Genomic DNA, 23228 nt, shown 5'->3' with positions numbered 1-23228 from the left:
ACACGCCCGGACTGGCGCCGAGTCCGGCGGCCGCACCTGGTCGCGACGCCGATGCTGAGCTGTTCCTCGCATTCGCCATGCTTCCAGCGTGCTGCCCGGCCCCAGAAGTGTCGCGCAGAGTAACGAACGTGTCACCTCGCCGCATGGGCTTTCAGCCTCGCCAATGGTCGCCGGTGCCGTCCAGCCGGGGTGGGGGGAGACGCCGGGAGGGAAGGCGCTTACGCTGGAGGGGAGGAAGCGATCGCGCGTGTGAACGCCTTTGGCCGCGCCGTGGGTTCCACACCCTTCGGGATGGGAGCCGTACGGACCCGGCACTGCGCACGGCCCGACCGCTTCCTCCGTCGTCTCCGCCGCCGCTCGTGAGGGGCGATCCGGACTCGCCGAACGTGGTCGAGTATCGAAGACCAGGTGCCGCAGGCCCAGCGGCGTGAGGCGCGAGCGCAGCATTTCCCGGGCGATGGCGGCTCTCGTCCGGTGCGGCAGGCGGATGCTCGGGATGGCTGGAATCGACGAGGACGACCGCCGCGGCGGCGTCAGGCGTTTCGGCGGCGAACAGCCGGACGATGTTCCCCCCGGCGGAATGCCCGACGAGAACGTACGGGGGAGCGATCCCCGCTCCGTTCAGCTCGGGACACCTCGACGCGCCTGCGGTCAGCCTGGTGGCCCGGCCGAGGCGCCGGACAGGGCTGAACGAGCGGCGACCGTGCCCATGGTCAGATGGCGAGCTGCAGCACGTGCCAGGTGTCGAAGACCTCGAATCCGATCGTCTCGTTGATCGACCGCATGTGGGGGTTCTCGACGGAGTTCCACGTGATCACGCGCTCGGCCGAGGGTTCGCAGGCGCGCAGCCACATGAGATTGGCGAGCTTGAGCACCAGGCCGAGCCGCCGGCCGCGGTGCGCCTTGAGCACCGCCGTGGAGGACTGGCGGACCCACCCCTCCGGCCGCTCGGCGTCGATCACGAGCTGGGTGTAGCCCGCCGGGTCACCGCCGCCCAGGTGCCGGGCGATCACGGTGTAGGTCCGCTGGCCCGCCCGGGAGAGCATCTCGTCGCGGGCGCGCACGCGCTCCGCGGTCCACCGCTGGTCCTCCATCGCGAGGTCGCCGAGCGGCTCGTCGTTCATGCCCTCGTTCAGCCGGGCCATGTCGTCGAGCAGGTCGGCGGGGGTCGGCCCGGCCCACCGTTCGAGCGAGTAGCCGGTGGCGTGCCGTACGGCGCGGGCCCGCAGGAGTTCGAGGCCGGACCAGTCGGCGGTGGGCAGGTCGAGCACCAGCCGGGTCTCGGTGGTGGCGCGGGAGAAGCCGCGGGCGTCGGCGAAGGCCGAGCCCGGGCCGTCTGCGGGGGCCTCGCCGACCAGCACGCTCCGGCCTTCCGCGCGGGCCCGCGCGATGGCGTGGTCGAGCAGTGCTCCGCCGATGCCCTCGCGGCGGCGGCCGGGATGGGTCATCAGCTGGAGCAGGGCGACGTGGGTGTTGTCGTGCGAGGGCAGGCGGAGGATGTGGCCGCCGACCACCTGCCCGCCGTCACGCGCCACCCAGCTCTCCGTACGCTCACCGCTGGACCCGCTCGCGGCGCCCGCGACGAAGTGCGGCCACGACATCGCCGGGCCGGGCAGGGCGCAGACCCGGGCGATCTCGAACAGGCCGCCCAGGCCCGCCGGACTGTCCTCGGGGCCGTCTTCGGGGCCGTTCTCGTGCTCCGCGGCGGCGACGCGCTCGATATGCATGCGGACAGGAAACCGCACCGCCTTTTCGCGGCGCGAACCATTTTGTCACGGCGGCTGTGGGCGGCGGAGGCGGTGCGGGTCCGGGGGCCGGAGCGGTGTGGCCGGGTCTACTGGAGGTAGTTCTCGACCTCGCTGACGGGGCGGGGAGCGGCGTTGTCGGGGTCCTCGCCCATCTCGCGCCGCGCACGGCGCTGGCGGAGCAGGTCCCAGCAGCGGTCGAGCTGCTCCTCCAGCGAGGCGATCCTGGTGTGCTCCTCCTCGGAGGTCAGCTCACCCGCGACGAGCCGTTCGCGCAGCGAGTGCTCCTCCTCGACGAGGTCCTTGATCTGCCCCAGGATCTGGTTGTCCTCCATGTGACCCCTCCTTCGTCACGGCACACCCTAACCCGCCCCCGCTCGGCGGTCCGTCTCGGCATCTGATCGCGTGTCTCGTCCCGCTGAGGCGTCTGCTAGTCTGCTTGACATGCTGCGCGGACTTCTTCTTCTTATCCGCCGCGGCGAGGGCCTGTAAGAGGCCGGCTCCCTCGCCGCGGTGGCGAGAGTCATGCGCGTCGGCCGCCCTGGTTCATCCCTCGGCGCCCCCCTCACCCATCGTGACGACAGGATCGTCGTGTTCACATGGGCGGAAGACGGGGCCGCCGCGCGTCCGACGAGGAGCATCATGACCACCGAACAGCAGCCCAGCCCCATGCCCTTTCATCGCTACACGCCGTACGAGCCCGTACGGCTGACCGACCGCACCTGGCCCGACAAGGTCATCACGAAGGCGCCGCGGTGGTGCGCGGTCGACCTGCGCGACGGCAACCAGGCGCTGATCGACCCGATGGACGCCGACCGCAAGCTGAAGATGTTCGACCTGCTGGTACGCATGGGCTACAAGGAGATCGAGGTCGGCTTCCCGGCGGCGTCGCAGACCGACTTCGACTTCATCCGCCAGATCATCGAAGAGGACCGCATCCCCTCCGACGTGGTGATCCAGGTGCTGACGCAGGCCAGGCCCGAGCTGATCGAGCGGACCTTCGAGTCGCTGCGCGGCGCCCGCCAGGCGATCGTCCACCTGTACAACTCCACCTCCACCCTGCAGCGCCGGGTCGTCTTCGGCCAGGACAGGGACGGCATCACCGCGATCGCCGTCGAGGGCGCCAAGCTGTGCAAGAAGCTGGCCGCCACGATGGAGGGCACCGAGATCTACTTCCAGTACTCGCCGGAGTCCTTCACCGGGACCGAGCTGGAGTACGCCGTCGAGGTCTGCAACGCCGTAAACGACGTGTGGCAGCCCACACCCGACCGCAAGGTGATCCTGAACCTGCCGGCGACGGTCGAGATGGCCACCCCCAACGTGTACGCCGACCAGATCGAGTGGATGCACCGCAACCTGGCCTACCGCGACTCGGTCGTGCTGTCGCTGCACCCGCACAACGACCGCGGCACCGCGGTGGCCGCCGCCGAGCTGGGCTACATGGCCGGCGCCGACCGGATCGAGGGCTGCCTGTTCGGCAACGGCGAGCGGACCGGCAACGTCTGCCTGGTCACGCTGGGGATGAACCTGTTCTCTCAGGGCATCGACCCCGAGATCGACTTCTCCGACATGGACGAGCTCCGGCGGGTCGTCGAGCACTGCAACCAGCTGCCCGTGCACCCTCGCCACCCCTGGGGCGGCGAGCTGGTCTACACCGCCTTCTCCGGCTCCCACCAGGACGCCATCAAGAAGGGCTTGGACCACCTGGAGCGCGACGCGGCGGCGGCCGGGGTGCCGGTCGACCAGTTCGCCTGGGCCGTGCCGTACCTGCCGATCGACCCCAAGGACATCGGCCGCTCGTACGAGGCGGTGATCCGGGTCAACAGCCAGTCGGGCAAGGGCGGCGTCGCCTACATCATGAAGGCCGACCACCAGCTCGACCTGCCGCGTCGCCTGCAGATCGAGTTCTCCCGCGTCATCCAGGCCCGTACGGACGCCGAGGGCGGCGAGGTCACCGCAGCGGAGATGTGGGAGCGGTTCTCGGACGAGTACCTGCCCAACCCGGCCAGCCCCTGGGGCCGCATCGGCCTGCTGGCCCACCGGCACACCTCCGCCGTGGACGACAAGGACGCGATCAACGCCGACGTGCGGATCGACGGCCAGATCCGGGAGATCGAGGGCGTCGGCAACGGACCCATCTCGGCCTTCTGCGACGCACTGGAGAGCGTGGGGGTGCAGGTGCGCGTCCTCGACTACACCGAGCACGCGATGAGCGCGGGCGCCGACGCCAAGGCCGCGTCGTACGTGGAGTGCGAGGTCGGCGACGCCAACGGCACGCAGGTCCTGTGGGGCGTCGGCATCGACGCCAACACGACGACCGCCTCGCTCAAGGCCATCATCTCCGCCGTCAACCGCGCCACCCGCTGAAGACGGCCGGCAGTGCCCTAGATCTTCGCTGATCCACGGGCGCTCCCCAAGACCGGGCGCGACCGGCACGACCTGCCGGCGCGCCGGGGCGTAGGGACGGCATCCCGGTCCCGACGTCGAATCCTCGACCGCGCACACCGCAGATCCCGCGGCAGCGCGGTCGAGTCATTTCCAGCCCCGCCCACCTTCCCCCAACTCAGGATCCCCTTGGCCGCGACCAGGTCTGGATCAGGGAAAAGGGAGGCACCGGTGAATCCGAGCTCGATGGCAGCGCTCGACGCGGTGCTCCACGCGTCTCGTGATGATCACGTTCTGGCGAAACTGGGTCGGCTTTTTCTCTTCAAGGGTAAAAATCTTCCGTGGCGAGTGCATCTCACAGCCCGAACGAGGGCGAAACCAGGCGCATCCTCATCGAACGTCACCTGAAGCAGTCGGGTTGGAATCGGGACCAGATCGTCGACGAGTATCCGATCACCGACGGGCAGATCATGGTCGCGGGAGGCCGGCCAAGGCGGAAGGCGCCCCTGCGTGCCGATTACGTGCTCGAATATCGGCCGGGTCTGCCTGTCGCCGTCATCGAGGCGAAACGGACATCCATCGATCCCGGAGACGGCATCGAGCAGGTGAAGCGATACGCGAAGAAGCTCCAGGTGCCTTTCGCCTATGTCACCAATGGCCTCAAGATCCAGGAAGTCGACCGAGATTCGGGGAAGATCGCCGATGTCGGTGCGTTTCCCTCGCCGGAGCAATTGTGGGCGCGGTATCGCCGAGCGAAGGGGCTCGACGAGGGACCTGGCGCGGAGCTCGTCGCCGATCTGCTCCTGGCACCCTTCGACGAGAGCCTGCTGAATTGGGATCGCACTCTGAAGGTGCCGCGCTACTACCAGAGGCTTGCGGTCCAGCATGCGGTTGAGGCGATCGGGCGTGGGAGGAATCGGGTCCTGCTCGTCCTCGCCACCGGTACCGGCAAGACCATGGTCGCCTACCAGCTCGTGAAGAAGCTGGCGCGTGCTGGATGGGTTGAAGGTCGTCAGCCGAAGGTGCTCTACCTCGCCGACCGGAACATCCTGGTGGATCAGCCGAAGGATGACTACTTCATCCCCGGATTCGGCGAGGCCGTCCACAAACTGGGTGGGGGAGTGGCGAAGCTGGGCCGTCACATTTACTTCGCGCTCTACCAGTCCCTGGAGAAGGGCAAGGAGACGGATGGGGACGACAAGGCGCTGTTCGAGAAGTTCGACCCGGACTACTTCGACCTGGTGATCGTCGATGAGTGCCATCGGGGCAGTGCCAAGGAGGACTCGAACTGGCGGAAAATTCTGAAGTACTTTGATCGGGCTGTGCAGATTGGCCTCACCGCGACCCCCGTTCGTGAGCGCGATGCCGATACGTTTGAGTACTTTCGCGACCCGGTGTACGAATACTCCCTGAAGGAGGGCATCGAGGACGGATTCCTCGCCCCTTACCGTGTGCGCAGGGTGAACATCAACGTCGACGCCTTCGGCTGGCGGCCCGAGCCGGGCCAGGTCGACAAGTACGGCGCGCTGATTCCCGACAGGGTGTACACGCAGAGGGACTTCGAGCGGGTCATCGCGATCGTAGAGCGCACCGAGGAAGCCGCGCGATACCTGACGGATCTCCTGCACGAGACCGGCCGAATGAACAAGACCATCGTCTTCTGCGTGGACTCCGATCATGCGAACCGGATGCGTACCGCCCTGCACAACGCCAATGCGGATCTGTCCCGCCAGTACGGCGGTGATTACGTGGTCCGGATCACCTCAAGGGACGGCCAACCCGGGCTCGTCCACCTGGACGAGTTCAAGAAAGTGGACTCGGAGACGCCGGTGATCGCCGTGACAGCGAAGCTTCTGTCCACCGGCGTTGACATGCCGACGGTACGGAACATCGTCCTGTTCCGCCCCATCAGCTCGATGGCTGAGTTCAAGCAGATCATCGGACGCGGCACAAGGCTGTTTGGTGAAGGGGACAAGTTCAGCTTCGACATCATCGACTTCGTCTACGCCACCCGGTACTTCGACGATCCCGAGTTCGACGGCCCCCCGATCAAGCGGTATCAGGACACTATCGATGACCAGGGTCGCCTGGTCGACCGAGAGGATGAGACGCCGTCCGACGGGACATCGCAGGTGGCTGAGCCGGGGTTCGAGTACCGCGAGGAAGAGGGAGGGGAACTGCCTCCCCCAGCAGCGGACCTGGACGACGAGGACCTGGTCTCCGCAGTGACCACGCGAGCACGTCGGCTCTACGTGGACGGACAGGAGGTGTTCGTCTACAACGACACCCTGTATGTGCTGGACGAGAGCAGCCGGCCACGAGTGATCGAGTATCGCCTGTTCGCACGTGACCAGGTCCGCAGGCTCTATCTCAGCCCGGGGGAGCTGCGCGGTCGATGGGCGCGGGCGCGATCGCGGTCGGAGATCCTGCGAGAGTTGGACAGCCGGGGGATCGATGTCAACGAACTCGCCAAGCAGTTGCACGACCAGGACGCCGATCCGCTTGATCTGCTGCTGGCGGTCGCCTGGGAACTACCCAGGATGACGAGGCAGGAACGTGCCCGGCGTGTACGCCGGGAGCACCGGGCCTTCCTTGAGTCCTTCGCGGAGGACGCACAGGGGATCCTGGAGTTGATCCTCGACAAGTACGCAGAGCACGGCCCTGACCAGCTTGTGCCCGCAGTGCTCCAGGTGTATCCCTTCACCGATCTCGGTAGCGCCCCCGAGCTGGCCGCCCGGTTCGGCGGAAAGGAGGGGTTCCGAGAGGCACTGGACAGGCTCGGTCGGTGCGTCTATGACGCAGCATAACTACAAGCCACTTTTAGTTTCGTGTACGCGATATGCGTGAAACTAAAAGTGGCTTGTAGTTGCACTTTGCTACCATAGCCGCATGCTGATCGAACCCCGAGGCCCGCGCGACAAGCTGTGGGAACTCGCCGTGAGCCAGCGGGGCTACTTCACGGCCGCTCAGGCGGTCCAGGTCGGCTACTCGCACCAGGCGCAGCACTTCCACGTGCAGCGGGGAAACTGGCTGCGCATCGACCGGGGGCTTTATCGGCTCCGCGAGTTCACGATCCTGCCTGCGAATGAGCATGATCATCTGATCAGATGGTGGCTCTGGAGCAAGGGTCGTGCTGTGGTGTCGCATGCAACGGCCCTGGTTGTACACGATCTTGGCATCGCCAACCCGGAGAAGGTCCATCTGACGGTGGGGCCGGGCTTCCGGCAGCGGGATGACGCCCTCGTGATCCACCGGGCTGCGCTGGAGCCTGGCGAGGTTGAGGATCGGGAGGGTTTCCGCGTCACCACCCCGGTCCGTGCGATCGCCGAGTGTGCCGCCGAAGGCATCGGCCAGGACGTCCTGGATTCGGCGGTCGCCGAGATCCTCGCTCGCGGTGAGGCGACTCGGGGTCAGCTCCTGCGGGCTGCGCAGCGGCTAGGTGCACAGGCCGAGATGGGCGTAGAACGGGCGATCCGGGAGGAGCCAGCATGACGCGGTACGGCAATGCCGTTTCGCTACGCCAAGCTTTGGAAGCACGTCTCAAGCAACAGGCTGATGATCAGGGCACCGATCTAAGTCGGCTTCGTCGACGCGTCCTCTTCGAGCGAGTGGCCGCCCGACTGGCTGTCCTACAGCCGGGGCGATGGATACTCAAGGGTGGCGCCGCGATGGAGTTCCGGCTACTCGACCGGGCGCGGGCGACCAAGGACCTGGACCTGGCCGTCCGGTCGGGCGATATCAGCGGCACGGCCCTGCAGGAAGAGCTGATCGAGTCGCTTGTCGCAGACCTCGACGGAGACGGCTTCGTCTTCCGCGTCGCCTCGCCGTCTGAGCTCCGGCCGGATGGAGCCGGACGTCCCGCTTGGCGATTCGGCATCGAGGCGCGGCTCGCCGGCAAGACTTTCGCCGCGTTGAGGCTGGACGCCGCACTTCGCGGCGAAGAACTCGCCGAGACGGATAACCTGCGGCTACCTGGAACCTTGGCCTTCGCTGGCGTCCCCACTCCGACCGTTGAGGCCGTCCACCCGCGGCAGCACTTCGCCGAGAAGTTGCACGCACTCACCCGTGACTTCGGGGGCCGGCCGAACACGCGGGTCAAGGATCTAGTAGACCTCGTCCTGCTCATCGAGATGGGGCTGCTTCCGAACGAGGAACTCGTGAAAGTCGTCCGGCATGTCTTCCGGGTCCGTGCGACACATGATCTGCCGACTGAGATCAACGACCCGCCGCCGCGATGGGAGATCGACTACCCGGTCCTGGCACGCGGTCTCACGCCGACGGTTCATTTTGCAGAGGCGATGGTACTTCTGCGAGGCTTCTGGGCTCGCGCGATCATTCTTGACGGAAGGGAATCTTGATGGCGACGGCGGACAAGACCTCTCGGGCTCGGCTGACCGCGGTCATCAAGGCCGCACGTGACATCATGCGCAAGGATGCCGGCCTCAATGGCGACCTCGATCGCCTGCCGCAGCTTTCGTGGCTGCTGTTCCTCCGGGCCTTCGACGCGATGGAGGACACCCGGGAACTGGTCGAGGAGGATTACCGGCCCGCCATCGACAAGCCTTACCGCTGGCGCGACTGGGCACCGAACGCCGATTTCACGGGTGATGACTTCCGGAGCTTCGTGAACAATGAGTTGCTGCCGTACCTGCGGGGGGACCTTGACGGAACCGGGCCCAAGGATCCGGTGCTGACGTCGTTGTTCAAGGAGATCCACAACCGGATGCTCTCGGGCTACCTGCTGAGGGACCTCGTGAGCAGGCTGAACGAGATCAATTTCACCTCCAGCGACGACATTCACACGATGGCCTACCTCTACGAGTCGATCCTCAAGGAGGTGCGTGACGCGGCCGGAGACTCGGGCGAGTTCTACACCCCGCGCCCGGTGATTCGGTTCATGGTCCAGCAGTCGTTCCTCTCGTTAGGCGAAAGCATCCTCGACCCGGCCTGTGGGACCGGCGGCTTCCTCGTCGAGGTGTTGGAGGAGTTGGCGGACAAGGCCGACACCACAACCTCACGTAAGCGGTTGCACACCGATCTGCGTGGCATCGAGAAGAAGCCGCTGCCGTACCTGCTGTGCCTGATGAACCTGATCCTGCATGGTGTCGACACGCCGGCCGTCGTGCGGAACAACGCGCTCGTGCAGATGACCAACGAGATCGGCCCGGCGAGCAAGGTCAACGTGGTGCTCACCAACCCGCCCTTCGGCGGGGAGGAGGAGACCTCGGTTTCACAGCGTTTCCCGGCCGGGGTACGCACCAAGGAAACGGCCTGGCTGTTCCTGCTGGCGATCCTCGACAAGCTCAAGCCAGGTGGCCGATGCGCCATCGTCCTGCCGAACGGCGTACTGTTCGGCGAAGGTGCCGGTGCTCGAATCAAGGAACGACTGCTGCGTGAGTGCGACCTGCACACGGTCATACGGCTCCCGCAGGGTGTCTTCGCCCCGTACACACAGATCCCGTCGAATCTCCTCTTCTTCGAGAAGACGGGGCCGACGAAGGAGACCTGGTTCTACGAGATATCCCCACCCGAAGGACGCAAGGGCTACAGCAAGACCAAGCCGATGCGCGACGAGGAGTTCGCCGAGTGCGCCGACTGGTGGGGCGGAAAGTCGCGCGAGGGTCGCGTCGAGAACGAGCATGCCTGGCGCGTCCCCATTGCCGACATCGCAGCCAACGGCTTGAACTTTGATCTCACGAATCCCCACCAGGGTGACGACCTCGCGCATCGTCCTCCGCACGAGCTTCTCGCTGAGCTGATCAAGACCGAAAAGGAGATTCTTCACCTTCTTGAAGATCTCGCTAAAGATCTGATGGAGGCATAAATATGACTTCGATGAAGAGGGTGCGGGTTGGGGATATTCTGCAACTTGAGCGATATCCCGTTGAGATTGAACCCGATTGTGCATACCAGGCTATCGGCATCAGGTCATTCGGGAAGGGGATATTTCACTATCCGGCAGCCCCAGGCGGGCAGCTTAGCAAGCTGAGGTATTTTAGATTTCCTGATAATGCCTTGGCTATTAGTAATATCAAGGCGTGGGAGGGTGCGATTGGGGTATCGGCTGCGAGCGACTTGGGGGCTGTGGCATCGAATCGCTTTCTTTTCTATACTCCTGTCGTCGAGGATATTGAAATTCGCTATCTGTTCCACTATTTCCTTTCGGAAAAAGGGCTTGCGCAAATAGGGCGGGCGTCTCCAGGATCTGCGGACCGGAATCGTACCCTGGGCATCAAGGCATTTGAATCTATTGAACTTCAACTGCCTGACCTATATGAGCAGCGCAGGATGGCTGCTCACTTGGATGCTGCTGGCAAGAAGATCAGTTCGATTGAGCAGCTTCGATCGCAGATGCGTCGTCAGCAGGCCGCACTCGCCGAGTCGTTATTCTCATCCGTTGTGGACGCCGACGTCCCTCGACCGGCTGTCGATGAGCTCCTCCTATCCCGCAGAACTCCTGTAGGGATCGATCCCGATGCTCGCTACAGGGCGCTCGGTCTGCGGTCCTTTGGTAAGGGGACGATCCGATATGATTTCGTTCCCGGCTCCGAGCTCAGCAAGCTGCGCTACTTCCGATTTCCCGAGGGTGCGCTCGTCCTTAGTAATATTAAGGCATGGGAAGGTGCGATCGGTGTCACTGCTCGGGAAGACACCGAGTGCGTAGCGTCGAACCGGTTTCTCTTCTACCTTCCACGTGATTCCCGTGTCAACATCAGCTATATCCGGCACTATCTTCTGACGAGGACAGGCCTGGCGGACATTGGAGTTTGTTCTCCGGGAATGGCGGATCGAAATAGAACACTAGGAATCAAGGCTTTCGAGAGGCTCCGCGTCCCGATTCCTGATCGCTCCGTTCAAGATCGCATCGCCAGGTTGCTGGATGGCCTTGCGCAGGGCATGAGGACGGCCGCACAGACGGACGGGCATGTAGCCGCGCTACGGACATCCTTGCTGAACGCCGCGTTCACGGACCGACTCTGACACTACAGCTTCAAGCCGCCGATGAGAGATATGAGCGGGCGTGGCTATAGGAGGATCAGGGCAGATTGTCGAACTCGCCGTGCTTCACGCCCTGGACGAAGGCATCCCACTCGGCGGCGGTGAATACCAGGGTCGGGCCGGTGGGGTTCTTGCTGTCGCGAACGCCCCGACGTCCTTGGGACAGCTCAGCCACCTCAACGCAGTTGCCGCCATTGCTTCCGGAACGGGACGACTTGGTCCAGGTCGCTGCCCGTAGTTCCTGGATCAGTTCGTCCATCGTTGTATCGTCTCCTTGATCAATTTTAGGGAATCGCGCTGTGGCAGGGCTTCGGCGCGGATCCCCTCGTATCTCAATGCTAGGGTCCCGACGCTCTCCGTCCAGTCGGTTACCTGAGCGTCGCATGCCGCCTCGACATAGGCGGTTTCGGGAGTACCGCGTGCCGAGGCTATGGCGAAGCCGCCAAGGAGGCCGGTAGTGGAGCAGGCGCTGAGAGGGAGAACCTGAAGGGTGATTCTGGGGGCTTGGCCGGCTTCGAGGAGATGGGTGAGTTGTGCCGCCATTACGGCCGGGCTGCCGATCGGGCGGTGCATGACGCCCTCGTCAATGACGACCCACAGCATCGGCGGCTTGGGACGGCGAAGGATCGTCTGCCGTTCCATCCGGGCCACGACGTGCATCTCGATCTCTTCGTCGCTCGCCCCGGGCTCGCCGCTCAGGATGGCTCTCGCGTAGTCCTCGGTCTGGAGTATGCCGGGCACGAGTAGTGGTTCCCAGGTGCGGATCGCCTCCGCCGTCGCCTCGACGTCGAGCCAGGGCCGGAACCACGGGGGAGCGGAGGCGTGGCTGACCATCGGCCACAGCCGCATGAGCGCGCCGTCGGCCTCCAGCGCCTCGTCGCAGTGCCGGGCGAACTGCTCTGAGGGTGACCGCTTCGCGGTCTCGATCATGCTGATCGTTCCCACCGAGTACGGCACCGCGCGGGCCAGTCGCAACTGCGACCAGCCTCGCGCCTTGCGGTGCCGCCGCAACTCGAAGCCGAAGAGCGCGGTGGGGGAGTCGGTGGGGTTGAGAACGCTTTCCGGTGGCATCCGGATCTCCTCGTCGCCTCTCAGGGGGTTTCATCGTGGCTTCCACTGCAACCGTTAATAGCTGGTTGAATCCGTTTGGCTACTTAAAGTAGCAAAGGATGGGAAGGTCGGAGGGCAGATCGGGGCTCACGTCTCTCAAGTGGGTGAAGTCATGAAAACAGCCGGCACGTTGCCCGAGGCCCGGCACGAGGTCCGTCTTTCCTGCGACCCTGCCTCGCCTTCCCGCGCACGCTCAGAGGTTCGTCGGCTGCTCGGCCATGAGCACCCGGTGGTGGACGATGCCGCGCTGGCGGCGTCCGAACTGGTGACAAACGCGATCAGGCATTCCGGCTGCCAGGCCGATGACGTCATCGGTTTCACGCTGGTCGTGACGGACGCGTTCGTCCGGGTGGAGGTGCGGGACCCGGGAGCGTCGCTCACCGGTCCTCGTCTCCGTTCCGAACCGGACGAGGAGGACGGCCGGGGCCTGCTGATCGTCCAGGCGATCGCCGCCGCGTGGGGCGTCGGCCGGCACGACGACCGCCCGGGCCGTACGGTCTGGTGCGCTCTGCGAATCGCCTGGCCCACGTCCGGCCCGCCCGATGCCGCGCCCTGACCACGCGAGAACCACGCCAGTAGCAGCGAGAACCGGAGAAACGCCCCACAAACGTGCCCGGCCGGGACCTTCCCCCGTAGTTCCCGGCCGGGCACCTCAGCGCCTGGACGCCGCCGCCGAGATCGGGCCGTCGAGTGTCCTTATCGGTGGGTCAGGTGCTCCAGGAACTCCTGACCGGTCGCGTCGGGCAGTCCGTAGGCCACCGCATGGGGGGCGGCCGTGAAATAGGTGAGAGGCGGCGCCCCCGCATCCATGTGCCGCCTCTCACGGTTCTTCAGGGCAGGCGGTGTGTCACTTCCGGTAGTTCTTGCCGGGGGCCTCGCCGGGGATCGGCCTGGCGATGAGGGCGACGGGGATGAAGAAGCAGATCTGGCCGATCGCGATCGTGAGCGTCCAGAGGGCCTTCTCGTCGTACTGCTGGGCGACCTTGGCGTACAGCTCGTCGGGCACGCGTTCCCCGGACGGGCTCGGGGTGAGCACGGCCTCCACGAGCTCCAGCGCGACCCGTTCGGCGTCGGTGAAGTAGGGGGAGTCCCGCCAGGTCGCCACGGAGGTGATGCGCTCCTCGGTCTCCCCGGCCTTGCGAAGCTCGCCCGTCTGCCTGATGGTGTGGTAGGTGCTGCCGACGAGCTGCCCGGCGCGGAGTTGCACCAGGCTGATCGTGGTCTGTGGGATCGAGCCGTTCCGGGTGGCCTTGAGCATGACTCCGGCGAGCGCGGCCACCTCTTCGGGGAAGAACTGGACGGGGTCGGGCAGACGCGACTGGAGACTGTCGTCCTTGGTGGCTGTGGGAATGGACATCATGAGGTCTTCCTCCTGAGTCTGAGCGGTCTTGCGGAGCAGGGGCGGCGCGGCTCCGGCCGTACGCCGTCCCGGTTGTCCGACGACGCGGTAGCCCGGAATGTGAGGTGATGCGCCGGCCTCACATTCCGGGCGGTCGTCTCGTCGTACTGATGAAGGCAGGCGAGACCGAGGGAGCCCGCGAGACCATGACCATCCAGTCCGAGCCGGCGGAGGGCCCGATCGATCCAGGGCTGAGCGCGATCGTGAGCGAGCGACGTCAGCTGACCAATCTCGCGTACCGGCTCCTCGGCTCCCTGGCCGAGGCGGAGGACGTCGTGCAGGAGACGTACGCCCGCTGGTACGCCATGTCTCCCTCACGGCGGGAGGCCGTCGAGTCCCCGGGGGCCTGGCTGACGAAGGTGGCCGGCCGTATCTGCCTCGACCTGCTGGGCTCGGCGCGGGCCCGGCGGGAGCGCTACGTCGGCGCGTGGATCCCCGAGCCGCTGCCGGACCGCGCGGAGTGGGTCACCGGACAGGCGGCCGACCCGGCCGACCGGGTGACTCTGGACGAGTCGGTCAGCATGGCCTTCCTCGTCGTGCTCGAATCGATGACCCCGGCCGAGCGCGTCGCGTTCGTGCTGCACGACGTCTTCTGCCACTCCTTCGCCGAGGTGGCCGAGATCGTCGGCCGTACGCCGGGGGCGTGCCGCCAGCTGGCCTCCTCGGCCCGCCGCCGCGTCCGCGCGTCGCGGCCCGCCGCGGCTCCGACGGCCCGGCAGGCCGGTGTCGTCAGGGATTTCAAGCAGGCGTGGGAGGCCGGGGACATCGACGCCCTCATCGGCATCCTCGACCCCGGCGCCACCGTGACCGCAGACGGCGGCGGAGTGGTCGACGCCCTGCTGGTCCCGCTCGAAGGCGCCGAGGAGCTCGCGCGCTACGCCGCGGCCCTCATCGGCAAGGCGGGCGGCCTGACGCTCCTGGAGCGTACGGTCAACGGCCAGCCGGGCTTGATCGGGCAGCGAGACGGCGTCACCGAGGTCGTGATGGCGTTCGACATCGTGGACGATCGGATCCGGCACATCTGGGCGGTTCGCAACCCCGAGAAACTCCACCCGTGGCGAGAGGAGCCACAGCCCTGACGGCGTGGGTTCCCGCGGCTGTGCTGACTCCTTCCGTGAGCGGAGCCACAGCACCGCTAACGGAACCGGGTGCCGCGCCGACTCGTCTCGCCGCCGCGTCCCTTCGCCACAGGGCCCACTCACCTTCGGGCCCATGTGACCGACGGCGGCGCTCGCTCAGCCTTTCTCGGCGTCCCCGCGTCGGCGGAGTGCTCGCTCGGCGAGCCCGCTGGAGAGCTTGCCGGTCACCGATCTGGCCCGGTCGAGGGTCTCGTTGCCGAGGTTCCTGGCGGCGTCGACGCCCTCTGCTCCTGTTTCCAGCACCTTGTCCCGCACCTCCGCGGCCGCGTCCACCCATCGTCGCGCTTCCAGCGACTGCCGGCCGCGCTCGATCCCGAGCCGCCCGTGGAAGTCGACGACGGCGATCGCGACGCGGTCGCTCGAATGCACCACAGCCCGCGACGTGGTCGGGTGCAACAGCACCTTCGTGTTGGCCGTCTCGGCGGCCGCGTCCATGCGGGCCATCAGACGCTCGGTGCTCCGGAAGATGAGCTCCAGCCGGTTCTGCCGTGCGGTCCGGAGCCCGAGGCGATGCCGGTCCAGCTCCTCCGGAGACGTTTCCAGCACCCGGTCGAGTTCGAGCACGGCGATCGCGTCCTGCAGCTGGAAGCAGCGAGCCAGGACGGCGAGCCACTCCTGAACCGTGAGCTCGGCCTCCTTGGACGTCCTGGCGAGATCACCGATCTTGTTCTGCTGCTCCATCTTCTTCGCGAGTCCGTCGAGTTGCCTCAAGGCGTACCCCTGAGTGCTTGCGATCGTGGTCGGCGTGGTCTGCACCTTCGACCACGTGACCTCGGAGACCCGGCCCACCTGCTCCCGGATGGTCATGGCCTCCTCGATCACGAGGTCCACGCCGATCATGTTCGCCAGCGCGGCGTCCTTCTGGGCGCGGAGCACGTCGTCGACCTTCTCGTCTATGGCGGCGAGATAGTCGGTGATCTCGTCCATGGTCTGCCGCATCGCGAGCTGCGCCATGAGCCCAGCGGCACCGGCGAGAAGCGCCGGATTGGTCAGACGCGCCCCCTTCGAGAATTCGACGAATCCCTTGATCTGGCCCTTGTTTCCCTTCAACACGCCTGTGCTCAGACCCGTCTTCGAGCTTTCCCTCAGCCCGTACTTATTGACCAGCTGCGCCGACTCCTGGGTCAGCTTCACCCAGCGCCCCGAGTCGGCGGCAATCTTGGAACCCGCCTGTGCGGCTCCAGAACCGGTACGGAGAACAGATCCGAGCCTCGGCAGCCCGAGGTCCTTCGACGGTAGTCCTTCGGAGACGAGGAAGCGCTCGACAGCAGTCGGATCCCCGATGACCGCCAGGCCATCGCCGTCACTGATCAGCTGAATCTCGTCGTCCATCGTCGGCTCCTGAAGTGGGGTAGGGGATAAAACGGGAAATTTGCCTACAGGTCATATAAGTATCAGAAGTAAACCTGCGTCTCATCCGAGCGTCCTCTCTTCGGTTGTTCCATCCGAGTCGAGGAGTGGTTTTGCGCGTTCGTTCTCTGTTGTTCGCCGTAGCTGTGGCTATCGGCCTGTTTGTACCGATTCAGACCCAATCGGCCGTGGCTTCGTCCGCGTCCGTCGCGAGTTGTTACCGCCAGGTCGGGGACCACTGGGAATGCGTCACCCCCGGCGCATTCTGCCCTGCCGCAGCCCACGGCCTGTACGGATATTCCGAGAGCGGCGCCAAATACCAGTGCGTCCAGGACGGCTCGTACTGGAGATGGAAGCCCGCCGGTTCCTCGTCTGGCTCGAATCCCGAACCGAGCCCCAAGCCGACTCCCAAGGCGACACCGACTCCCAAGCCGAGCCCGAAGCCGACGACCACGCCCGGCGGAAAGCCGGCGAAGGCGAAGTGCTCGCGGGCCTACCTGCCCCTGCCCGATCCCCGCTGCACGCCCGGGACGCGCAACCCCGCCGTCACCCAGGCGACCATCCGTACGACGATCTGCAGTCCGGGCTTCGACGCGAAGACGGCGCCCACGGCGAGCTACTTGAGCGCGCTGAAGGTCAGGCAGATCGCCGAGTACGGCTACCCGGACCGCAGGCCGGCCCGCTACCAGGAGGACCATCTGATCCCGCTGCTCCTCGGCGGGTCGCCCAAGAGCGTGAAGAACCTCTGGCCGGAGCCCGCGTGGAAGGTCAAGGGCAGGAGCGCGGCGGACAAGAACGCCGTGGAGCGTCGTCTGTGGAAGGCCGTCTGCGCCGGTGACGTGCCGCTGGCCCGCGCGCAGAAGGCGATCGCGAAGGACTGGCGCACCGCGGTCAGGCAGGCCGGGCTGTAACAGCCGAGACAGAGCGAAGGCGGCCGGGACGCCTCCCGGCCGCCTGCGCGCACAGAGAAGCGCTACGAGGAGAAGCCGAGCAGATGGGCCAGGCAGGTCATGTTGTGGTCGAACAACTCGGCCCGGTGCTCGATCACGCTGTTGAACTGGCCGAACAGTTCGAAGCTGACCATTCCGAACAGCCCGGTCCAGGCGACCAGCGCCCGCGCGACCACGTCGTCGGACACGCCCGGCATCACCGACCGTACGGCCTCCGCGTCCTGGGACAGGATCGCGGGCGGCGGCGGGCACATCGGCGGAGGGGAGAGGCGGCCGGCCCGCTGGGCGTCCGCCAGGATGCGGCCGTACACGATCGTGCCCCGTGACGCCGGGCCGATCGTGTCCTCCGGGGCGCGGTAACCCGGCACCGGCGAGCCGTACAGCAGGGCGTACTCGTGCGGATGGGCCAGGGCCCATTCGCGGACGGCGCGGCAGGCGGCGAGCCAGCGCCCGGTGAAGTCGTCGCGCGGGCGGGTGGCGTCGGCGCGCTCGACGGCCTCGCCGATCGCGTTGTACGCGTCGACGATCAGCACGGTGAGCAGGTCGTCGCGACTGGGGAAATAGCGGTAGATGGCGGAGGAGACCATCCCCATCTCCCGGGCCACCGCACGCAGGGACAGGCCCGGGGCGCCGTCGGTGGCGAGATGACGCCGCGCGATGCCGGTGATCTCCCGGATGAGTTCCGCCCTGACCCGCTCCCGCGCGGTACGACTCGCGTTCATGGCCTGATGTTATCAGAGCACCGATTCGAGAGCACTGCTCTTGACGGCTGACGCTCACATGAGAGAGCATTGCTCTCGTAACGGAGCGACCTACGCAAGGAGTGCCGATGCTCACCATGACCAAGGGGGCGGCCGCCGCCCTCATGTTCTTCCTGGAGCTCGGCGTGCTGATCGCGCTGGCGCGCTGGGGTTTCACCCGGGAGGCGAACATCGTGGTCAGAATCCTGCTGGGGCTCGGCACACCGGCCGCGTTCGCGACGCTCTGGGGACTGTTCATGGCCGGCGGCAAGGCGCCGTACCAGCTGCACGGGATCGCCCGGGGAGCCTTCGAGGTCGTGTGGTTCGGCGCGGGAGCGGCCGCGCTGGCGGCCTCGGGGCTGGTGACCGCGGGTGTGGTGTTCGCGGTGGTGTACGTGGTCGACGCCGCGCTGCGGCTGCTGACGAATCAGGTGTGAAGGAGAGATCATGGGTAGGCATGTCGTGGTGGGAGCGGGACAGGTCGGCGGAGCGCTCGCCGTGGCGCTGGCCGAGCGGGGGCACGAGGTGACCGTCGTCACCCGCTCGGGCTCCGGCCCGAGGCGGTCGGGGGTGTCGCCGGTCGCGGCGGACGCGGGCGACGCCGCCGTGATGCGGCGGCTCGCGGAAGGGGCCGGCGCGATCTACAACTGCGTCAACCCGCCCTACCACCGCTGGCAGGAGGACTGGCCGCCGGTCGCGGCCTCGCTCCTGGCCGCCGCCGAGTCGTCCGGGGCCGTGCTGGTCACGCTGGGCAATCTCTACGGGTACGGCCCGGTGGACGGCCCGATGACCGAGGACCTGCCGCTCGCCGCGACGGGCACGAAGGGCAGGGTCCGGGCGCGGATGTGGGAGGAGATGCGGGCGGCCCACGAGGCGGGCAGGGTCCGGGTGACCGAGGTGCGCGGCTCGGACTACTACGGCCCGGGCTCGTCCGACCAGTCCTACCTGGGGCCGCGGCTCCTGGAACCGCTGCTCGGCGGCAAGCCCGCCACCGTCGTGAGCGACCCCGACATCCCGCACAGCTGGACGTACCTGCCCGACGTCGTGCGGGCGCTGGCCGCCGCGGCCGAGGAGGAGCGCGCGTGGGGGCGGCCGTGGCACGTCCCGACCGCGCCGCCCGTGACGATGCGGGAGTACGCCGGGATGGTGTGCGAGGCCGGGGGCGTTCCGGCGCCACGTCTGCGGCGGCTGCCGGGGTGGATGCTGAAGGCGGGTGGCCTCGCCGTGCCGTTCCTGCGCGAGCTGGGGGAGACCCGTTACCAGTTCGACCGGCCGTATGTGCTCGACTCGTCGGCCTCGCAGGAGGTCCTCGGCTTCGCGCCGACGCCGGTCGAGGACGGGGTGAAGGAGACGGTCGCCTGGTGGCGAACGCGCCGATAAGCGCGCAGGTCCTGATATCCACCCCCTTGCATTGGGGATTCCGACTGGCCATGCTGGCGTGAAGATCATCGGGACCGCGTTTCACGCCCCGGCAGCACGGGAGCCGCCGGGGCTGCGTCCGGGGGGACGACGTGACAGGGGAGTGGCGGTGGAGTTTCGGCTGCTGGGGCCGGTTGAGGTGTCGGTCGGCGGGGTCCCGGTCCCGCTGGGGGGAGCCAAACCGAAGACGCTGCTCGCAGCGCTGCTCCTGGAGCGGGGGCACGTCCTGCCGACGCACCGTCTCATCGACATCCTCTGGCCGGACGAGCCGCCGGAGAGCGCCAAGGCGGCGATTCAGACCTATGTGAAGACGTTGCGCCAGGCGCTGACCCGGGCCGGGGCTCCGGACGTGATCGTCACCCGCGCACCGGGCTACCTCGTGCGGATCCCCGCCGAGTCGCTGGACGCCGACCTGTTCGAACGGCTCCTCGCCGACGCGCGCGGCGCGGCCACGCCCGAGGAGGCCTCCGGGCTGCTCGACTCCGCGCTGGAGTTGTGGCGCGGGCCCGCCCTGGCCGGACTGGGCGACTCGCCGCTGGCTGGGGAGGCCGCACGACTGGAACAGCTGCGGCTGACCGCCACCGAGGAACGCGTCGCCGCCGGCCTGGCGCTGGGCCGGCACGGCCGGCTGGTGGGGGAACTGGCCGCGCTGGTCGGGGCCCATCCGCTCAACGAGCGGCTGCGCGGCCAGTACATGACCGTTCTGTACCGGCTCGGCCGGCAGTCCGACGCGCTGGCCACGTTCCGGGAGGGCCGCCGGATCCTGGCCGAGGACCAGGGAGTGGACCCGGGGCCTGAGCTGACCGCCCTCCACCACGCCGTCCTGCGCGGCGACCCCGCACTGCTGGCGCCGCCGTCCGGAGAGACGGTCCGCCTCGCCGTACCCGCCCAGTTGCCGTTGGCGCCGGCGGACTTCACCGGCCGTTCCGTGCAGAGCGCGGCCCTGGTGACGGCGCTGACCTCGGGAGAAGCCCCGATGATCCAGGTCGTCGCGGGTCGTGCCGGCAGCGGCAAGTCGGCCCTGGCGATCCACGTCGCCCACCAGGTCGCGGATGCCTTCCCCGACGGACGGCTGTACGCCGAGCTCCGCGGGATGAGCGAGGCTCCCACCGATCCGGGCGAGGTGCTGGGGAGGTTCCTCAAGGCGCTCGGGGTGCGTCAGGATGATCTTCCCTCCGCGACCGCCGAGCGGGCCGAGCTCTATCGGAGCCTGCTGGCCGGACGCCGGGTGCTGGTGCTGCTCGACGACGCCGCCGGGGAGCCGCAGGTACGCCCGCTGCTGCCGGGTGGCGCCGGCGGCGTACTGATCACCTCACGCGACCGGCTCGGAGGACTCAGCGGTGCGCGCCGTACGGACCTGGACGTCCTCGAACCGGTCGAGGCCGTCGAGCTGCTCGCCCGGATCGTGGGAACCGAGCGGGTGGCCGCCGAGGAGGCGGTGGCCCACGACATCGTCGACCTGTGCGGCCGGCTGCCGCTGGCGATCCGCATCGCCGGGGCCCGGCTGGCCACCAGGCAGCGATGGCCGCTGCGGTTGCTCGCCGACCGGCTGGCCGACGAGCGGCGCAGGCTGGACGAGCTGGCGATCGCCGACCTGGAGGTGCGGGCCGGTTTCGAGCTGAGCTACCGGGGGCTGGACGACGACGAACGCCGGGCGCTGCGGCGGCTCGGTCACCTGGGGGTTCCGGAGTTCTCCCCGTGGATCGCCGCCTGGCTGTGCGACATCGACGGCAAGCTCGCGGAAGACATCGTGGAACGCCTGGTCGACGCCCAAATGGCGGACTTCAGCCGAGTCGACGACCTGGGCGCGCTCCGCTACCGGATCCACGACCTGGTGCGCATCTACGGACGCGAGCGTGCCGAGGCGGAGGAGCCGTCCGAACGGCTCACGGCGGCCGCGGGCCGGGTGCTCGGGGGCTGGCTCGCCCTGGCCGACCGGGTGGCGGCCGACGCCCCGCCCGATGAGGTCGATTGGATGCACCCCGCCGCGGCCGCCCCGGCGATCCCGGACGAGCTGACCGCGCGGGTGCTGGCGGCCCCGCACGACTGGTTCGAGATCGAACAGCCCGCGCTGGTCGTCGGCCTGGAGCGCGCCGCCGTGCTGGGCCTGCACGACATGGTCTGCCAGTTCGCCTCCACACGACTCGGCCCGTCGTTCCTCGGCGTCAACAGGTTCGAGTCCCGGGAGCGGATCAACCATGCGGCGCTGGCCGCGGCCCGCCGGGCGGGCGACCGGCGCGGCGAGGCGACCATGCTGGCCGAACTGGGCGACCTGCGCTATCTCCAGGACCGGTTCCCGGAGGCGCGCCGGCTTCTGGGCCACGCGCTCGCCGCCTTCCGGGAGATGGGTGACACGCGCGGCCAGGCCGTGGCGCTGGCCGGGCTCGGCGTGACCTGCCGGGAGGCGAGCCGCCTGGCCGAGGCACTGCATTTTCTGGACCAGGCCGACGTCCTGCTCACCGGCCTCGGCGACGATCTCGGCGTCACGTACCTGCGGCGGCTGGCCGCCTCGGTGCGACTGGAGCGTGGGGACTATCCGGCCGCCTGGCGTGGTCTGGAGGAGTCCATGGCCGGCTACCGCCGCCTCGGCAGCCGCCGCGGCGAGGCGGTGACCCTGCGCACCATGAGCCTGTTCCACCGGGCGGCCGGCGACTACGACGCGGCCATCCGGACCGCCGAGGCCGCGACGGAGATCTTCGTCGAGCTCGGCGATCGGTTGCTGGAGGCGTATTCCGTCCGTACGTGGGCCAAGGCCCGGCTCCGCCTGGGTCAGACGCGGCAGGTCCTGGCCCCACTGGAAGGCGCGCTGTCCACCTGTCAGGCGATGGGAGACCGGTGGGGGCTCGGCATCGCTTTGCGGACCCTGGGCGAGCTGCACCTCGCCGACGGCAACCTGACGGACTCGGCCGCGTGCCTGACCTCGGCCATCGGCGTGTGGGACGGCATGGAGGCCCCGCTCTGGCAGGCACGTACGGAGCACACGCTGGCCCTGCTGCACGAGGCGAGGGGGGACGTCGAGACGGCGGCGACGATCCGGGCGCGGGTGCTGACGGTCTTCCGCGATCACGGCGCCCGCGAGTACGGCGAGCTCACCGGCGACACCCCCGCTCCCTGAAACACCCGCCGCGAACCGCTGAAAAGCATCCCCCACGGAGTTTCACCGGATTTTCAGCGCCTTGCTCGAGTCTTCCGGTGCAAGAGGACGAACACCACCTCTCCACCGGAAGGCCCCATGAAACTCAACCGCCTTATCGCGGGCACGCTCAGCATGGTGGCGGCGGCTTCCCTCGGCTTCGCGGGAGTCGCGGTGACCACCCTCACCACCGCCACGCCGGCCGCGGCCTCCACGGCCGGCGGTCAGATCACCCGCTCCGAGGTGCTCGCCCGCGCCCAGAACTGGGTCGACCGCGGGGTCAAGTACAACCAGAGCCGCAGCGCGAGCAGCCTCTACACCGACGTGGACGGAGGGCACAAGTACGGCCCCGACTGTTCCGGCCTGGTCTCCATGGCGTGGCACATCACCGCGAACTCCGGCAAGGGCGGCAACAGCACCTACGACTTCGAGGGCTGGAGCGGAAAGGAGTATCTGGGCAGCCTCCACGATCTGAAGCCCGGAGACGCGATCCTCAAATCGACCCACATGGAACTGTTCGCCCGGTGGAAGGACTCCGCCGACCACACCAAGGGCGCGTGGACCTACTCCCTCAACGGCACGGGCAGTCCCGACGGCAACGGCTGGGAGCAGGACTGGGCCAAGGGGCCGACGGCGAACTCCCACGGCCAGGTGGGCGACGAGTCGTGGTCGAGCATGCAGAACTTCCGCCCGATCCGGTACAAGAACATCGTCGACGACACGCAGTCGCCGCCTCCGGCACCCCAGTATCAGACGCTCGGTGACTTCGACGGTGACGGGAAGAAGGACATCGCGGGGGTCGCGGGCGGTGATCTGTGGATTCACCGGAACACGAGTTCGCCGGGGGACTTCTCCACTG

Annotated in this window: 21 protein-coding genes; 13 read left to right on the top strand and 8 right to left on the bottom strand. The window is 67.7% G+C overall.

What is annotated here, in order from left to right:
* Nucleotides 1-151: 151 nt before the first annotated feature.
* The 3 genes from Mam01_RS28050 to Mam01_RS28040 form a co-directional block, all read right to left on the bottom strand.
* The gene (locus Mam01_RS28050) at nt 152-610 is read right to left on the bottom strand and encodes an alpha/beta fold hydrolase (protein ID WP_275409094.1); all 459 of its coding nucleotides are present in this window, start codon (nt 608-610) and stop codon (nt 152-154) included.
* Between the two features lie 103 nt (nt 611-713).
* Nucleotides 714-1727, bottom strand: a complete 1014-nt coding sequence (locus Mam01_RS28045; RefSeq protein WP_204288166.1) for a GNAT family N-acetyltransferase — start codon at nt 1725-1727, stop codon at nt 714-716.
* A 107-nt stretch (nt 1728-1834) separates the two neighbouring features.
* Nucleotides 1835-2080 (bottom strand): DUF2630 family protein, encoded by a 246-nt coding sequence (locus Mam01_RS28040; protein WP_150937108.1) that lies wholly within the window; start codon nt 2078-2080, stop codon nt 1835-1837.
* Nucleotides 2081-2387: 307 nt separating this feature from the next.
* Here Mam01_RS28040 and leuA point away from each other — a divergent pair, with 307 nt between their 5' ends.
* The 6 genes from leuA (at nt 2388) to Mam01_RS28010 (ending at nt 11111) form a co-directional block, all read left to right on the top strand.
* Nucleotides 2388-4112: a 2-isopropylmalate synthase gene (gene leuA, locus Mam01_RS28035; RefSeq protein ID WP_204288165.1), complete on the top strand. Its 1725-nt coding sequence runs from the start codon at nt 2388-2390 to the stop codon at nt 4110-4112.
* Between the two features lie 359 nt (nt 4113-4471).
* Entirely contained in the window at nt 4472-6937 is a 2466-nt protein-coding gene (gene hsdR / locus Mam01_RS28030; RefSeq protein WP_204288164.1) for an EcoAI/FtnUII family type I restriction enzme subunit R, read from the top strand.
* 82 nt (nt 6938-7019) lie between these two features.
* Nucleotides 7020-7622: a type IV toxin-antitoxin system AbiEi family antitoxin domain-containing protein gene (locus Mam01_RS28025; RefSeq protein ID WP_204288163.1), complete on the top strand. Its 603-nt coding sequence runs from the start codon at nt 7020-7022 to the stop codon at nt 7620-7622.
* Nucleotides 7619-8488 (top strand): nucleotidyl transferase AbiEii/AbiGii toxin family protein, encoded by an 870-nt coding sequence (locus Mam01_RS28020; protein WP_204288162.1) that lies wholly within the window; start codon nt 7619-7621, stop codon nt 8486-8488. The genes Mam01_RS28025 and Mam01_RS28020 overlap by 4 nt, the downstream gene beginning before the upstream one ends.
* Nucleotides 8488-9954 carry a class I SAM-dependent DNA methyltransferase gene (locus Mam01_RS28015; protein WP_204288161.1) on the top strand — a complete coding sequence of 489 codons (1467 nt, stop codon included), beginning with the start codon at nt 8488-8490 and terminating at the stop codon, nt 9952-9954. The genes Mam01_RS28020 and Mam01_RS28015 overlap by 1 nt, the downstream gene beginning before the upstream one ends.
* A 2-nt stretch (nt 9955-9956) precedes the next feature.
* Nucleotides 9957-11111 carry a restriction endonuclease subunit S gene (locus Mam01_RS28010; protein ID WP_204288160.1) on the top strand — a complete coding sequence of 385 codons (1155 nt, stop codon included), beginning with the start codon at nt 9957-9959 and terminating at the stop codon, nt 11109-11111.
* A gap of 55 nt (nt 11112-11166) precedes the next feature.
* On the opposite strand, the gene Mam01_RS28005 is transcribed toward Mam01_RS28010, so the two are convergent.
* Nucleotides 11167-11388: a DUF397 domain-containing protein gene (locus Mam01_RS28005; protein WP_204288159.1), complete on the bottom strand. Its 222-nt coding sequence runs from the start codon at nt 11386-11388 to the stop codon at nt 11167-11169.
* Nucleotides 11376-12200, bottom strand: a complete 825-nt coding sequence (locus Mam01_RS28000) for a helix-turn-helix domain-containing protein (RefSeq protein ID WP_204288158.1) — start codon at nt 12198-12200, stop codon at nt 11376-11378. Before Mam01_RS28000 ends, Mam01_RS28005 begins: the two co-directional genes overlap by 13 nt.
* A gap of 151 nt (nt 12201-12351) precedes the next feature.
* Between Mam01_RS28000 and Mam01_RS27995 the strand changes: the two genes are divergently transcribed.
* A complete protein-coding gene (locus Mam01_RS27995; protein ID WP_275409093.1) occupies nt 12352-12795 on the top strand; it encodes an ATP-binding protein in 444 nt (147 codons plus the stop codon).
* A 291-nt stretch (nt 12796-13086) separates the two neighbouring features.
* Here Mam01_RS27995 and Mam01_RS27990 read toward each other — a convergent pair whose 3' ends face one another.
* Nucleotides 13087-13599 (bottom strand): carboxymuconolactone decarboxylase family protein, encoded by a 513-nt coding sequence (locus Mam01_RS27990; RefSeq protein WP_239101679.1) that lies wholly within the window; start codon nt 13597-13599, stop codon nt 13087-13089.
* Nucleotides 13600-13748: 149 nt separating this feature from the next.
* Between Mam01_RS27990 and sigJ the strand changes: the two genes are divergently transcribed.
* Complete coding sequence (gene sigJ / locus Mam01_RS27985; RefSeq protein WP_239101678.1) at nt 13749-14717, top strand: RNA polymerase sigma factor SigJ; 969 nt, start codon at nt 13749-13751, stop codon at nt 14715-14717.
* A 156-nt stretch (nt 14718-14873) separates the two neighbouring features.
* On the opposite strand, the gene Mam01_RS27980 is transcribed toward sigJ, so the two are convergent.
* Nucleotides 14874-16109: a hypothetical protein gene (locus Mam01_RS27980; RefSeq protein WP_239101677.1), complete on the bottom strand. Its 1236-nt coding sequence runs from the start codon at nt 16107-16109 to the stop codon at nt 14874-14876.
* A 206-nt stretch (nt 16110-16315) separates the two neighbouring features.
* On the opposite strand from Mam01_RS27980, the gene Mam01_RS27975 reads away from it, so the two are divergent.
* Nucleotides 16316-17038: a hypothetical protein gene (locus Mam01_RS27975; protein WP_204288156.1), complete on the top strand. Its 723-nt coding sequence runs from the start codon at nt 16316-16318 to the stop codon at nt 17036-17038.
* 62 nt (nt 17039-17100) lie between these two features.
* Here Mam01_RS27975 and Mam01_RS27970 read toward each other — a convergent pair whose 3' ends face one another.
* A complete protein-coding gene (locus Mam01_RS27970) occupies nt 17101-17799 on the bottom strand; it encodes a TetR/AcrR family transcriptional regulator (RefSeq protein ID WP_204288155.1) in 699 nt (232 codons plus the stop codon).
* A gap of 107 nt (nt 17800-17906) precedes the next feature.
* On the opposite strand from Mam01_RS27970, the gene Mam01_RS27965 reads away from it, so the two are divergent.
* The 4 genes from Mam01_RS27965 to Mam01_RS27950 form a co-directional block, all read left to right on the top strand.
* Entirely contained in the window at nt 17907-18254 is a 348-nt protein-coding gene (locus Mam01_RS27965) for a YrdB family protein (RefSeq protein ID WP_204288154.1), read from the top strand.
* Nucleotides 18255-18264: 10 nt separating this feature from the next.
* Entirely contained in the window at nt 18265-19197 is a 933-nt protein-coding gene (locus tag Mam01_RS27960) for an NAD-dependent epimerase/dehydratase family protein (protein ID WP_204288153.1), read from the top strand.
* A gap of 148 nt (nt 19198-19345) precedes the next feature.
* Entirely contained in the window at nt 19346-22351 is a 3006-nt protein-coding gene (locus tag Mam01_RS27955; protein WP_204288152.1) for an AfsR/SARP family transcriptional regulator, read from the top strand.
* A gap of 117 nt (nt 22352-22468) precedes the next feature.
* Nucleotides 22469-23228 (top strand): hypothetical protein (locus Mam01_RS27950; RefSeq protein WP_204288151.1); only part of this gene is annotated, 760 nt, incomplete at its 3' end.

Source organism: Microbispora amethystogenes, from assembly GCF_016863015.1.
GTDB lineage: Bacteria > Actinomycetota > Actinomycetes > Streptosporangiales > Streptosporangiaceae > Microbispora > Microbispora amethystogenes.
This window is presented reverse-complemented; position numbering and strand designations above follow the sequence as displayed.